The organism is Aerococcus loyolae (assembly GCF_002871915.2).
GTDB classification, from domain to species: domain Bacteria; phylum Bacillota; class Bacilli; order Lactobacillales; family Aerococcaceae; genus Aerococcus; species Aerococcus loyolae.
Map to the genome: position 1 here is coordinate 1 of NZ_CP126958.1, position 14547 is coordinate 14547.

Annotated in this window: 10 protein-coding genes; all 10 read left to right on the forward strand. The window is 46.4% G+C overall.

Annotation, left to right across the window (positions count from 1 at the left end; genetic code table 11):
* The 10 genes from dnaA (at position 1) to CJ190_RS00050 (ending at position 14111) form a co-directional block, all read left to right on the forward strand.
* A complete protein-coding gene (gene dnaA, locus CJ190_RS00005) occupies positions 1-1353 on the forward strand; it encodes a chromosomal replication initiator protein DnaA (RefSeq protein ID WP_064292855.1) in 1353 nt (450 codons plus the stop codon).
* 247 nt (positions 1354-1600) lie between these two features.
* Positions 1601-2752 (forward strand): DNA polymerase III subunit beta, encoded by a 1152-nt coding sequence (gene dnaN, locus CJ190_RS00010; RefSeq protein WP_064292854.1) that lies wholly within the window; start codon positions 1601-1603, stop codon positions 2750-2752.
* A gap of 439 nt (positions 2753-3191) precedes the next feature.
* Complete coding sequence (locus CJ190_RS00015) at positions 3192-4526, forward strand: FAD-binding oxidoreductase (protein WP_064293067.1); 1335 nt, start codon at positions 3192-3194, stop codon at positions 4524-4526.
* Positions 4527-4872: 346 nt separating this feature from the next.
* On the forward strand, positions 4873-5136 hold the full coding sequence (gene yaaA, locus CJ190_RS00020; RefSeq protein WP_064293068.1) for a S4 domain-containing protein YaaA: 264 nt from the start codon (positions 4873-4875) through the stop codon (positions 5134-5136).
* Positions 5126-6244 carry a DNA replication/repair protein RecF gene (recF, locus tag CJ190_RS00025; protein WP_013669202.1) on the forward strand — a complete coding sequence of 373 codons (1119 nt, stop codon included), beginning with the start codon at positions 5126-5128 and terminating at the stop codon, positions 6242-6244. Before yaaA ends, recF begins: the two co-directional genes overlap by 11 nt.
* A gap of 10 nt (positions 6245-6254) precedes the next feature.
* On the forward strand, positions 6255-8237 hold the full coding sequence (gene gyrB, locus CJ190_RS00030; RefSeq protein WP_064293069.1) for a DNA topoisomerase (ATP-hydrolyzing) subunit B: 1983 nt from the start codon (positions 6255-6257) through the stop codon (positions 8235-8237).
* Positions 8238-8256: 19 nt separating this feature from the next.
* Positions 8257-10911, forward strand: coding sequence for a DNA gyrase subunit A (gyrA, locus tag CJ190_RS00035; RefSeq protein ID WP_070598130.1), 2655 nt, complete (start codon positions 8257-8259; stop codon positions 10909-10911).
* 379 nt (positions 10912-11290) lie between these two features.
* Positions 11291-12196 carry an ABC transporter ATP-binding protein gene (locus CJ190_RS00040; RefSeq protein ID WP_064293071.1) on the forward strand — a complete coding sequence of 302 codons (906 nt, stop codon included), beginning with the start codon at positions 11291-11293 and terminating at the stop codon, positions 12194-12196.
* Positions 12189-13493 (forward strand): ABC transporter permease, encoded by a 1305-nt coding sequence (locus tag CJ190_RS00045; RefSeq protein ID WP_064293072.1) that lies wholly within the window; start codon positions 12189-12191, stop codon positions 13491-13493. Before CJ190_RS00040 ends, CJ190_RS00045 begins: the two co-directional genes overlap by 8 nt.
* Before the next feature lie 129 nt (positions 13494-13622).
* Positions 13623-14111, forward strand: a complete 489-nt coding sequence (locus CJ190_RS00050; protein ID WP_064293073.1) for a GNAT family N-acetyltransferase — start codon at positions 13623-13625, stop codon at positions 14109-14111.
* Positions 14112-14547: the final 436 nt, after the last annotated feature.

Sequence of the window (14547 nt, forward strand, 5' to 3'; positions counted from 1 at the left end):
ATGGATCCTTTACAGGAACTTTGGCAAGTGGTGAGCGAGTATTTTCGTGAGCACTTGACCAAGGGAAGTTTCGATACCTGGATTTTGGGCCTCAAGCCCCTGCGGATGGATCATGATGTCTTATACATCGAAGCTGTTTCCCAACTGCATAAAAAACATATTGAATCCAATTATATGATGCAGCTACAACAGGTTATTTATGACTATCTCGGCCGGGAAATTCGGATCGAAATTACACTCGACAACCAACAAGCGGGGAGCAATCACTTAGACTTCGGTCAAGCTGTTAGCCCAACTAGTGCCCCAGCTGATAGCCGCCCAGCTAATCGGCATAGCGACTTGAACCCTAAATACACCTTCGAAAACTTTGTGGTAGGTGAAGGGAATAAAATGGCCCATGCTGCTGCCTTAGCCGTAGCTGAAGGTCCAGGACGGGACTACAACCCGCTCTTCTTCTATGGGGGCGTAGGACTAGGAAAAACCCATCTCATGCAAGCGATTGGCCACGAAGTCTTACGGACTCATCCTGATGCCATTGTCAAATACGTTACCAGTGAGACCTTTACCAACGACTTCATTGAAGCGATTCGGACCAATACCATGCCGGACTTCCACCAAGCCTACCGCCATGTGGACATGCTCTTGGTCGATGATATTCAATTTATTGGTAACAAGCAGTCGACCCAGGAAGAGTTCTTCCATACCTTTAACGCACTCTACAATAATAATAAGCATATCGTCCTCACCAGCGACCGCGATGCTAGTCAAATTCCTGAGTTAGAGGACCGACTAGTTTCCCGCTTTAAGCAAGGCCTATCGACGGATATCACCCCACCAGACTTGGAAACGCGGATTGCCATTCTGCGCAACAAAGCCAAGGTGAACGGCATTGATATCCCAGACGAAACTCTCTCCTATATCGCTGGTCAAATTGATACCAATATTCGCGAGTTAGAGGGAGCCCTCACCAGCGTCCAAGCCTATGCGGTCATGAACCAAGAAGAGCTCAGTCCAGATGTCGCCGCGCGGGCCTTATCCAATTATCGCGACGCCAACACCAAGAAGGTGCCAAGTATTGCTGAAATTCAAGAAACCGTAGCCGATTACTTTGACCTGACTGTGGCTGATTTAAAAGGGAAGAAACGGAAACGGGACATTGTCGTCCCCCGGCAAATTGCCATGTTCCTCTCGCGGGAAATTACTGATGCCTCCCTGCCTAAGATTGGCCAAGAATTCGGCGGCAAAGACCATACCACAGTCCTCCATGCCCATGAAAAAATCTCAGAAGCTATGAAATCAGCCACTGAGATTAAGGAAAATGTCGAAAGTATTCAAAATTTACTCAAACGTTAGCTTCCAAGCCGACTCTTCTATCATCAAGGCAGGCAAAGTGAGCTTTTTATGCTAAACTAATAAGAGAAAAAGTCCTGTGGATAAATACCTAAGTTAGGCACAAGCCTACCCACAACTTATCCACAAGTGGAAAAGTTTTAAGGTCACTTCTTTGAGGAAGTTTTCAACAGCTTCCACATGACCTACTACTATTACTATACTATTAATATATATATAAATAAGCACGCATCCAGCAAAGGAGCTTTTTATGAAATTTACAATTAAACGTTCCATCTTTGTTGATCATTTAAACAATGTCCAACGAGCGATATCCTCACGGACAACTATTCCGATACTAACCGGAATTAAAATCGCTGTTCTGGATTCAGGAATCATCCTTACTGGTAGTGATTCAACTATTTCGATTGAAATTTATATTTCTAAAGAAGATGAAAGTAACCAGTTATCGATTGCTGAGACAGGGTCTATTGTTCTCCCTTCCCGTTTCCTTGGTGACATTGTCAAAAAATTACCTGAAGACCAACTCACCTTGGAAGTCCAAGATAACCTACAAACCGTTATCCGTTCAGGAGAATCCGTCTTTAACCTCAATGGGACTGCCGGCAGTGAATACCCCACTCTCCCTGAAATTGATGCCGATTCGACCTATGTCTTACCGGGGCATCTCTTTAAACGGGTGGTTAACCACACCATTATTTCGGTATCTAACCAACAAATCCGCCCGCTCTTTACCGGGGTTCACTTCATTCTGGCCGATGAGCAACTGAAAGCGGTATCAACCGACTCCCACCGGCTCAGTCAACGGATTGTGCCTTTGACCATGCCAGAAGAAAGCCAAGGTAAAGCTTTAGAGATCAATATTCCAGGACAAACCCTGACCGAACTCACCCGCCTAGTGGATGATAATGAAGATATTGAAATGATGGTCACCGATAACCAAGTCCTCTTTAAGATTGATAACGTCTACCTCTATTCCAGATTATTGGAAGGAAACTATCCCGATACCGACCGCTTGTTGAGCTTGGACTACAACACTAAAATTAAAGTTGATGCCCAAGAATTGGTGCACGCGGTGGAACGGGCTTTAATCTTAAGCCACCAAGGCAAGAACAATGTGGTTAAACTTTCCCTCTCCCAAGAAGAAGCCATTCTTTCCGGTCACTCTTCTGAGATTGGTTATGTTAAGGAAAGACTCAGTCTTTTAAGCTTTGAAGGCGATGACTTGGAAATTTCCTTTAACCCTGATTACTTACGGGAAGCTCTGCGGAGTTTTGGCGGCCAAGATGTGGTCATTCGTTTCGTTAACCCGACCCACTCCTTTATCTTGACCCCAAGTGAAGATGAAGATGAATTTAACATGGTTCAACTCATCACCCCAATCCGAACACCTGGTAATTAATATGAGAGTGTGACAAAAGTCGAACAGAGCCCTGAAGAGCTACGCATACTATATCTGTAACTCGCTCTTCGCTTCGAACAGCTATAGCAACTGGAGCAAATTATGAACAGTAGCTGAAAGCTACTGGAAATGATTTGTAGTTGGGTTCGACTTGGCAGACTTGGAGTGATTTCACAAGTCAGAAACAAGCGAATGCTTCGCTTTTATTCTGACTTGCTCCAATCATCCAAGTCTAAACGCCTAGTCTCACACCCTGTATGAAGTGGACGTCAGGGCTGAGTTTTGGAACACGTTTTAAAAGACTAAGGCTTCTGTCTTAGTCTTTTTTATTGGAAAATTTCTCTTTCAAAAGCTTATCTTGCTCAGTTTTAGACAAGCGTTTCCATTGCATGCTGAAACCGATTACTTTACTATAAAGTTAACATAAGGAGGCATTACAATGACAATTGAAAGACAAGTTGACGACAAATATCTCACTACCTTTATCCATGAATCAGAAGCCGGCCATGCGGAAGGGATTATCTATCCTGAAAATGAAGAAGAAATCGTTGAAGCCGTCAAGAAAGCCCAGGCTGAAGGGAAGAAGCTCGTGACCATTGGTGGGCATACGGCTCTGGCTGGTGGCACCTATCCTCAAGGTGAAATCCTCTTAAATCTGGAAAAAATGAATCAAATCCTCGACCTCGATAAAGAAACCTTGACCTTGACCGTGGAAGCGGGCGTGACTTTAAACCAAGTCCGTGATTATTTAGAGGGTAGTGGCTATTTCTATGCCCCTGACCCTGGTGAAAAACGGGCTACCGTAGCGGGTAATGCGGCCACTAATGCAGGTGGTATGCGGGCCATTAAATATGGGGTGACCCGGGATAATATCCGTTCCATGCGGGTGGTTTTAGCCAATGGTGAAGTGATTAATGCCGGTAGCTTGAATAATAAGGATTCCTCAGGCTATGACTTGAAGGATCTCTTCATCGGTTCAGAAGGGACCTTGGGCATTATCAGTCAATTACAATTGAAATTGCGGGTAGAACCCAAGTATGAAAATTCCCTCTTAATCGGTTTTGACCGCCTAGAAGAATTAGGACCGGTCATTTATGAAATCTTGCATTCCTCTGTGGCACCTACCGCCCTGGAAATGTTTGAACACGATGCTATCACCTACGCTGAAGAATTGCTCGGTAAGGAAATGCCAAGTAAAACTGGCCAAGCCTTCCTCTTAGTCACCCTCAGTGGTAACCAGGAAGCGGCCATCCAAAAAGATCTGGAAAACTTGGAAAAAATCGCTCAAAATGCCGGGGCTTTAGCGACTGAACTCTTAAGCGGTGAAGTGGAAAAAGGCGTCTGGGACATCCGTGACCATATCCTCTCAGGAATTTATAAGGCAGGTCCCATGCGCTTAGATGACCCTGTCGTTCCGGTCAATAAGATCACCCAAGCCATCAATAAATCCAAAGAGATTGCCGATGACTTAGGGATTGCCTCCACTTTCTTTGGTCATGCCGGAGATGGTAATATCCATATCTGCCTCATGAAGAAAGAACTCAATGACCAAGAATGGGAAGACCGTCTCCACCAATATGACCTCCGCCTCTATGACTTCTTAGCTGAAAACGGCGGGCTCCCTTCTGGAGAACATGGAATTGGTCTCGAACGGGTGAAATTCATGCCCATCTTCTTCTCTGAAACGGAATTAAATACCATGAAAGCCATTAAAAAAGCCCTTGACCCCAATAACCTCCTCAACCCAGGCCGGGTCATTGAAGTAGATGAGTAAAAAAAGATAATTGAAAGCAAATGAAGCTGGGACGACATCCCAGCTTTTTTTACGGCCAAGTTCACAAGCGGAGAGGCTGCCCACCCTAGTCTCAACTTAATTTTTTAACTTATCCGCACTTAAAGTCCATTCCACATGTCAAACTTTCATTTTTAGGCTTTAATGGACTTCTAAAAAGCATTAGTAGGAAGTGGCTAAAAGAGGCTCTAGTGGAAAATAGGGCCTTTTTTTGCTTATATAGAGGATTTGGGGTATAATATTACTTGAATAAGGGAGACAAATCGTACTCTAAGAGACCGAATTGGAGTACGCTTTTTTAGTTTAAAGTAAAGGGAGGCGGTGTGTGATGTCAGACGTAGATATTGTCGCCATCGATACTGAGTATATTACACTCGGACAGCTATTGAAGGCACTGGGATATATCCAAACCGGAGGCCAGGCCAAAATTTACCTGGCCAATTACCCAGTGATCTTAGACGGTCAGGAAGAACAAAGACGGGGCAAGAAACTTTATCCCGGCTCTGTGGTTGAATTTCCGCATGAAGGAGCCATTTACGCTATTCGAGGGGCTAGCGAAAGCGATCCACTAGCAGATCACCATGCACCTTAAGTCACTTTACTTAAAGGACTTCCGTAATTACGACCAGGTCACCATGGACTTTGATCCGGGAATCAATGTCTTTATTGGCGACAATGCCCAAGGCAAGACCAACCTGATCGAAGCCATTTATATGCTGTCTTTGGCCCGGAGTCATCGGACGGCTAAGGAGCGGGAAGTGATCCGCTTTGGGGCTGATTTTGCCCGGATTGAAGGCCGAGTTGCCAAGAAGAATGGGGAGATTCCTTTATCCCTCACTATGACCAAAAAAGGCAAGATCGCCAAGCTCAACCGCCTGCAACAAGAGCGGCTGAGTGATTATATTGGGGCCTTCAATGTGGTGCTCTTTGCCCCCGAAGACCTGGAACTGGTCAAGGGTGCCCCGCAACTGCGCCGTACCTTTATTGACCGGGAACTGAGTCAAATGAACCCGACTTACCTCTATGACTCTAGTAATTACCAACACTTGCTCAAACAGCGCAATACCTATTTGAAGCAGCTCCAGCGGCGGGAAGCCCACGATAAGTTGTATTTGAATGTCTTAACCGAACAGCTGGTGGACTTTGCCAGTCGGATGATGGTCCAACGTTTCCAATTCATTCAGAAATTGGAAGCCTATGCAAAGCCTATCCATGCTCAATTATCCATGGATAAGGAGACACTGACCCTGGCCTACCAAGCCAGCCTCACTGTCGATGAGACGTCCACGGTGGACCAATTAAAAACCGAGCTCATGGACAAATTTCAGTCCATCCAAGAACGTGAAATTGAAGTGGGCTCCACTCAAATCGGTCCCCAACGTGATGATTTAAAGTTAATGATTAATGATAAAGTCGTTCAACAATACGGGTCCCAAGGCCAACAGCGGACCACGGTTTTGAGTTTGAAGTTGGCAGAGATTGAATGCATGCACGAAACCCTCGGGGAATACCCCATATTATTATTAGATGATGTCTTAAGTGAATTGGACGACCAGCGTCAAACCCATCTGCTGAAAACTATTGAGAAAAAAGTCCAAACCTTCTTGACTACAACCAGTATGGAAGGCATCCAGGCAGATAAGATTGACGATCCTGACCTCTTTACCATTAAGGCGGGTCAGGTGGAATTGAAGGAGTGAATCAAGCAAGATGGCAGAAAATCAAGCAAATAATTCCGAACACGAACAACCTCAAAACCATAACCCTAAAGATAAAAATCAGCCCAACCAGGCCGGCGAATATAATGCCAGTCAGATCCAAGTCCTCGAGGGCTTAGAAGCGGTGCGCAAGCGGCCCGGGATGTATATCGGTTCGACCGGGGCCCCTGGTCTCCACCACCTGGTTTGGGAAATCGTCGATAATTCCATTGACGAAGCCCTGGCTGGTTATGCAGATAAGATTGATATCAAGATTGAAAGTGATGGTTCCATTACCGTCATCGATAATGGACGGGGAATTCCGGTCGATATCCAGGAAAAAACCGGCCGTCCTGCGGTGGAAACCGTCTTTACCGTCCTCCATGCCGGGGGGAAATTCGGCGGTGGCGGTTATAAGGTCTCCGGGGGCTTACACGGTGTGGGGGCTTCCGTGGTTAACGCGCTCTCAACCAAACTCCGGGTTGAAGTCTACCGGGATGGTAAGATTTACCAGCAAGAATACAGCCGCGGACATATCGTTTCCGACTTGAAAGTGGTCGGCCAAAGCGATAAAACCGGTACGGTAGTTAATTTTGTGGCCGATCCTGAGATCTTTACCGATACCACTGACTATGACTTCCAAACCCTCAATAAACGGGTCCGGGAATTAGCTTTCTTAAACAAAGGCTTGCATATTACCCTAGAAGACCGTCGCGAGGAAGATTCCCAGGAAGTTGCCTACCAATATGAAGGTGGGATTAAAGAATACGTCCAATACCTCAATGAAAATAAGGAAATCCTCTTTGAAGAACCGGTTTACTTGGAAGGGCAAATGGATGATATTGAAGTGGAAGTCGCCTTCCAATATACGGCTGGCTACCATAGCAATTTCATGTCCTTTGCCAACAATATCCATACCTTTGAAGGCGGGACCCATGAGTCGGGGATTAAGACCGCCCTCACCCGGACTATCAACGACTATGCCCGCAGTCAAAACCTGCTCAAGGAAAAAGACGATAACTTATCCGGGGAAGATGTCCGTGAAGGCTTAACCCTGATTGTTTCGATCCGCCACCCTAATCCTCAATTTGAAGGGCAAACCAAGATGAAACTGGGGAACTCGGAAGTTCGGACCATTACTGACCGTCTCTTTGGTCAACATTTGGAACAATTCCTATATGAGACCCCAAACATTGCCCGGCAAATTGTCGATAAGGGAATCCTGGCTTCTAAGGCTCGGCAAGCCGCTAAACGGGCCCGGGAAATGACCCGGAAGAAGTCGGGCTTAGAGATCTCTAACCTGCCGGGTAAACTGGCCGACTGTTCCAGCCGGGTACCGGAAGAATGCGAACTCTTCATCGTCGAAGGAAATTCTGCGGGTGGCTCAGCCAAATTAGGTCGGGACCGTCACTTCCAGGCTATCTTACCCATCCGTGGGAAGATTTTGAATGTGGAGAAGGCCTCTATGGACCGGATCCTGGCCAATGAGGAAATTCGCTCCCTCTTTACCGCCATGGGAACCGGTTGGGGCAATGATTTTGATGTGACCAAGGCCCGTTACCATAAATTGGTGATCATGACCGATGCCGACGTCGACGGGGCCCATATCCGGACCCTCTTATTAACCCTGATTTATCGCTACATGCGTCCCCTACTCGATGCGGGCTATATCTACATTGCGGTACCACCGCTTTACCAAGTTCGCCAAGGCAAGACCATCCACTATGTCAACAGTGACCAAGAACTCAATGATTACATGAAGACCCTAGCGGAACGTCCTCGTCCTAGTGTCCAACGCTATAAGGGGCTGGGGGAAATGGACGCTGAACAATTATGGGAAACCACCATGGACCCAACCCAACGGCAAATGCTGCAAGTGACGGTTGATGACGCCCAGGAAGCGGACCGGAATATCTCCATGCTGATGGGGGACTTAGTCGCACCACGGCGTGATTTTATCGAGAATAATGCGACTTATGCCACCATCGACTTATAGAAAGGAAGGTTGATAATCAATGGTTGAAGAACATAAACAACCCGCGCCACGTGAAATATCACATGAAATGCGTAACTCCTTCCTGGATTATGCCATGAGTGTTATCGTCGCCCGGGCCCTCCCCGATGTGCGTGACGGTCTCAAACCCGTCCACCGCCGGATTCTCTATGGGATGAATGAACTCGGGGTCACTCCGGACAAACCCTATAAGAAATCAGCCCGGATTGTCGGGGATGTTATGGGTAAGTACCACCCCCATGGGGATTCAGCGATTTATGAATCTATGGTGCGGATGGCCCAAGACTTCTCCTACCGCTACATGTTAGTTGATGGGCACGGAAACTTTGGTTCGGTCGACGGGGACCAAGCCGCGGCTATGCGTTATACCGAGGCCCGGCTCAGTAAGATTGCCTTGGAAATGGTCCGCGATATCAATAAGAAAACCGTGGACTTTATTCCTAACTATGATGGGGAAGAACGTGAACCCGAAGTCCTCCCCTCCCGCTTCCCTAACCTCTTAGTTAATGGAGCTACTGGGATCGCGGTAGGGATGACCACCAATATTCCTCCTCATAATTTAAGTGAAGTCATCCAGGCCCTCCATATTCTGATGAAGAACCCCAAGGCAACCACCCAAGACCTGATGGAAGCCATTCCTGGTCCTGATTTTCCGACTGCGGGGATCGTAATCGGTAAGGCCGGGATTAAGAAGGCCTATGAAACCGGGAAAGGTCGGATTATCGTCCGCGCCCGGGCAGAAATTGACACCATGGCCAGCGGTAAGGAACGCATTATCGTCAGCGAAATTCCTTACATGGTTAACAAGGCCAAGTTAGTGGAACGGATTGCCGACTTGGCGCGTGACAAACGGATTGATGGGATTACCGCGGTCCGCGATGAAACTGGCCGTCAAGGCATGCGGATTGTGATTGAATGCCGCAAAGATGCCAGTGCCAGCGTGATCTTGAACAACCTCTTCAAGCAAACGCAAATGCAAACCAACTTTAACTTTAATATGGTGGCCATTGACCAAGGCGTGCCTCGGACCCTTAGTCTCAAGCAAATCCTCAACCGTTACTTGGACCACCAAGAAGAAATTATCCGGCGCCGGTCCATCTTTGAAAAGGAAAAGGCGGAAGCTAGAGCCCATATCTTAGAAGGCTTACAGATCGCCTTAGACCACATTGATGAGATTGTTAACATCTTACGGTCATCCAAGACCGGTGACCAGGCTAAAAGCATCTTTATGGACCAATATGGTCTCTCCGATAAGCAAGCCCAAGCCATCCTCGACATGCGTTTAGTTCGCTTGACCGGCTTGGAACGGGAAAAGATCGATAATGAACATCAAGACTTGATGGAAGAAATTGCCTACTTGAATGAAGTCTTAGCCAGCGAAGAAAAACGTTATGAAATTATCTACCAAGAACTCTTAGAAATTGAAAAACGTTTCGGTGACGAACGTCGGACCGAAATTCGCGTGGGTGAAATTACTAATTTAGAAGATGAAGACTTAATTGAAGAAAGCAATGTCCTCATTACCCTCTCACGTAAGGGTTATATCAAGCGGGTAGAAGACTCTGAATACCGGACCCAAAACCGGGGCGGACGTGGCGTGAAGGGCATGGCCTTACAGGATGGCGACTATATTGATGCCATGCTGTCGACCTCGACCCACGATGTCATCCTCTGCTTTACGGACCGCGGCCGCGTTTTCCAAATTAAGGGCTATGAAATCCCTGAATACGGCCGGGCAGCCAAGGGTCTCCCCATTGTTAACTTGCTCAATCTCCAAGAAGATGAACAAGTCCGCGGGGTAATTAATGTGACCCCAAGTGATAAGGCCGCTAACACGGAAGATTACTTCTTCTTTGTCACCAAGCAAGGACGGGTCAAACGGACGCCGATTGAGGAATACTTCAATATCCGAAATAATGGTCTGATTGCCATTAACCTCCGTGATGACGATGAATTAGTCGCTGTCTTACAAACCAGTGGCCAAGATAATATTATTCTCGGCTCCCGCCAAGGTTATGCGGTCTCCTTTGCTGAAGACGATGTCCGGTCCATGGGGCGGACAGCGACGGGGGTTCGTGGTATCCGTCTCGATAAGGACGACTATGTGGTTGGAGCCTCGATTTTAGGCCCTGATCAAGATGTCTTGATCGTGACAGAAAAGGGTTACGGCAAACGCACCCCTGCCGATGAGTACAGCATCAAGCACCGGGGCGGCAAGGGGGTTAAGACCGTCAACATTACTGAAAAGAACGGTCCCCTAGTTGGCTTAGCTACCGTTGACTTGGATGAAGATATCATGCTGATGACCGATGAAGGCGTAGTGATTCGCTTCCATTCCGTTGATATTTCTCAAACTGGTCGGGCCACCCAAGGCGTTCGACTCATGCGCTTAGATGAAGCCGCTCACGTGTCCACCATGGCCGTTGTCGATCCAGAGGACGATGAGGAAGCCTTGAAAGAGGCAGAGACTGTGGAAGCTGATCCAGACCAACAAGGTCAATACGCCACTGAAACCGGCTTAAGTGACCCTGACATTGATTCAGGTGATGACCAAGATACAGCCCGCCTCAGCCAAGACCAAATCCAAAGCAAAATGCAAGACTTCTCTAATCAACTCTTAGAGGAAGATGATAGTCAAAGATCCGATGAAGACTAATGAAATAAAAATCACATGACTGAGTGATGATAAAAGCTGGAGTGTTCCTAAAAGTTGTATTTTTATCAACTTTAGGAGCACTCTTTTTTTGTTGCAACTTGTTGGGGAGATAAAGGCTCAATTATAATGATTAACAAGGGGATTGTGGCTTATAAGAAATAATAACCGATTACATGTTGACTTTGTTTCTCAAGTCCTTTACACTGAACTTAGTCAGATATATATGACAAAAATTAACTAATAAAGTATACTTATTCTCTAATACTGACTATTTATCCATGCTTAGGCTAAGAATAGATTTTTCTTTTCTAGCGTAATAAAATAGTAATGGATATGTAAGCGGTTTTATCGAATGATTATTAAGGAGGGAACATTGCCCATGTTAAAAGCACGTCATTTGCGTAAGACTTTTGGCGATTTAGTGGCGGTTGACGATGTTTCTTTTGATCTTGAACAAGGTAAAATCTTGGGCATGATCGGTCGAAACGGGTCGGGAAAGACCACCATTTTCCGCTTGATCTTAAACTTTTTAACCCCAGAGAATGGTGGGGAAGTCTTATGGAACGACCAACCCATGAGTGACCAGGTCTATGAGACCATTGGTTACCTCCCCGAAGAACGGGGTCTCTATGAGAAGATGACCATTGAGCAACAAATCCTGTACTTTGCCCAGTTGCGGGGTATGGAGAAGCAGGCGGTCCTTGACCGCATTGATGAGTGGATGGACCGCTTTGAAGTCAAAGGTAAACGGACCGATAAGATCAATAGCCTGTCTAAGGGGAACCAACAAAAGGTTCAATTGATTGCGACCTTGATCCACGAACCCGCTTTTATTATCCTGGACGAACCTTTTTCCGGTTTAGACCCAGTCAACGCGGACCTCTTGAAGGAAGGAATCTTGTACCTGCGTGACAAGGGCTCATCGATTATTTTCTCCAGTCACAATATGAATAATGTCGAAGCCATTTGCGACGATATGCTGATGATCCATGACGGCGAGCAAGTCCTCTATGGGAAGATTCGCGACATTCGAGAAAGCTTCGGCCGGACCCGGATTGAAGTGGAAGCGCCAGATTGGACCAAGGACCAGTTACAAGCCCTGGAAGGGGTCGACCATGTGGGGGTTAAGGAAGATAACTACTACCGCCTCTACCTGACCGATGAGTCTTACGGACCAGCCATCTTCCAAACCCTGACCCATGGCAATTATATCCGCCACTTCAGCCAACAACCACCAACACTGGAAGAAATCTTCAAAATGAAAGCAGGTGGACACAATGAGTAAATTATGGGTCGTTATTCGCCAAGTTTATCGTAAGAATGTCAAATCAGGATCCTTTATCTTTATGGTCCTCTCTCCCCTTATCTTTATCGGGATTATCGCTGCGGTAGCCTACTTTGTTTCCCAGAGTGAAACGAGTTCGCCGGACCAAATTGCGGTTGTCGATGCAGACCCTGGGATGGTCCAAGTCCTCAAGAGTCTGGATAATAATAACGTAGACTTTAACTTCGACCAAAATCAAGACCAAGCCCGCCAAGCCCTAGCTGATGGCGAAGTCGATGGCATGTTGAAGTTGGACCAGGAAAATGGTCAGCTCAAAGCGACTTATTACGGGAAGAGCAATCTAGGCCAAAATGCCAAGGTTAACCTGCAACAGACCTTAACTCAGTACCAAATGATGGTTAATGCCCAGGCTGCTGGGATTGCCCCTGACCAACTCCAAAGCCTGATGACAGCTCAAGTGCCGATTGAAGAAGTCGCCATCAATGTCAAAGAGGACGGCAGCGTCGCTGAAGAAAACAAGGACGCCATGAATGAGATGGGACGGACTGGGGTCGCTTCCATGGCTGCCTTTATCATCTTCTACTTCCTGATGTTCTTTATTAATATCATCATCCAAGAAGTGGCAGCCGAAAAAGGCTCACGGATTATGGAAATTATCCTCTCCAGTATTCCCGCTAAGACTCATTTCTACGGCAAACTCTTAGGAGTGATCTTGATGATTCTGACCCAAGTTGGGATCTATGTCCTCCTCTTTATCCTGTGGCGGATCCTATCCACCCAATTCGGCATTCTCAGCCTACCAGAGGAAATTACCCAGGCCTTTGATATCAAAGCCTTCCTCTCTAATAACTTGACCATGTTACTGATCAGCGGGCTCCTCGCTTTAATGGGTATTGTGACTTATATTGCCTTAGCTGCTTTCCTAGGCTCCTTGGTGACCAAGACCGAAGATGCCCAAAAGGTGTCTCAACCCGTGATCTGGTTAGGTCTGATCGGTTTCTATATTGGAATCTTTGGCCAACAAGCCGGAACCGATACCGCCTTCTACCGGATCTCCTCACAGATTCCTTTCTTTACTCCTTTCGTGATGCCTTTCCGTTTAGCGGATCATACAGTGGAATGGACTGGAGTTATGGTGGCCATTGTGGTTTCTCTAATAACCATGGTACTGATCTTTATCTTTGCCACTACCCTCTACAAGAGCAATGTCTTGGCCTATAGTGATAAGGGACCTTGGGATACCTTTAAACAATCCATTTCTCTCTGGAAGAGCGAGCGCCAAGTCAATACTAAATAATCAAGCGCTAAAAGCGTAAACAAAAAACCATGTAGGTAAAAAACTTACATGGTTTTTCTATTTTATCGGGTAATTTTACTGACAAAGGGTTACACTATAAGAGATTAAAAACAATGAGGGAGGATTACCATGCAAATCAGACCGGTGAGAAGAGAGGATAGTCAGGCTCTGGCGGATATTTACCGCTATTATGTGGAGGAGACTACTTTTACCTTTGAAGAAGTGCCGCCGACTAGTGAGGAAATGGCTGAACGAATTCATTCAATCGCTCAAGACTACCCCTACTATGTTGCTTGTAATGACCAAGGACAGGTCTTGGCCTACGCCTATGCTCATCCCTTCCATGAGCGCTCTGCCTACCGCTATAGCGCTGAGATCTCTATCTACAGCCAAGTCAACAAAAGCGAGAAAGGGTTAGGCACTGCCCTCTATCAGACGGTGGAGCGGGATTTGAAGGCTAAAGGGATTAAAACCATCCTGGCTCTAGTAACTGCAGATAACCAGGTCAGTATCAACTTCCACCAAAAAAATGGTTACCAATTAGTGGGTCACTTGCACCGGGTGGGCTATAAATTTGACCAGTGGCTAGATACGGTTTACTTAGAAAAGCATATTTAAGGGACGAAAAAAGGAGAAGCGTTAAGGCCTCTCCTTTTTGTGTCTTGGTGTGACTGTCACACTCTTTAGTTGAGTTCGGACGCCAAACTTGAAGTCATTTCAGAAAATTCCAACGCACATATTTGCTGTGCTTATGGTATTTTCCTCCAATGATTCAAGTTTCTGACGGCGCCCTCACATCCTTATCAAACGTGCTCCGGGTGCAGATCGATCTCCACTTCACTAAAGTGCAAGAAATTCTTTTCAAGAATTTTTGCTCTTTAGCTCCAGTTGCTATAGCTGTTCGAAGCGAAGAGCGAGTTACAGATATAGTATGCGTAGCTCTATCGATCTTTAGTGCACCCGTCGCACTCTATTTAAACGTGCTCGGTGACAAAAGTGAACTCCACTTCAGAAATATTTGTCAATCCTTTTCAAGGATTTCCGCATATTTCTT

Bases quoted from the DNA above. Each gene is read 5' to 3' on its own strand.
- CJ190_RS00015 (WP_064293067.1), top strand. From the start codon at position 3,192: ATGACAATTGAAAGACAAGTTGACGACAAATATCTCACTACCTTTATC.
- CJ190_RS00045 (WP_064293072.1), top strand. From the start codon at position 12,189: ATGAGTAAATTATGGGTCGTTATTCGCCAAGTTTATCGTAAGAATGTC.
- CJ190_RS00050 (WP_064293073.1), top strand. From the start codon at position 13,623: ATGCAAATCAGACCGGTGAGAAGAGAGGATAGTCAGGCTCTGGCGGAT.
- dnaA (WP_064292855.1), top strand. From the start codon at position 1: ATGGATCCTTTACAGGAACTTTGGCAAGTGGTGAGCGAGTATTTTCGT.
- gyrA (WP_070598130.1), top strand. From the start codon at position 8,257: ATGGTTGAAGAACATAAACAACCCGCGCCACGTGAAATATCACATGAA.
- CJ190_RS00040 (WP_064293071.1), top strand. From the start codon at position 11,291: ATGTTAAAAGCACGTCATTTGCGTAAGACTTTTGGCGATTTAGTGGCG.
- dnaN (WP_064292854.1), top strand. From the start codon at position 1,601: ATGAAATTTACAATTAAACGTTCCATCTTTGTTGATCATTTAAACAAT.
- yaaA (WP_064293068.1), top strand. From the start codon at position 4,873: ATGTCAGACGTAGATATTGTCGCCATCGATACTGAGTATATTACACTC.
- recF (WP_013669202.1), top strand. From the start codon at position 5,126: ATGCACCTTAAGTCACTTTACTTAAAGGACTTCCGTAATTACGACCAG.
- gyrB (WP_064293069.1), top strand. From the start codon at position 6,255: ATGGCAGAAAATCAAGCAAATAATTCCGAACACGAACAACCTCAAAAC.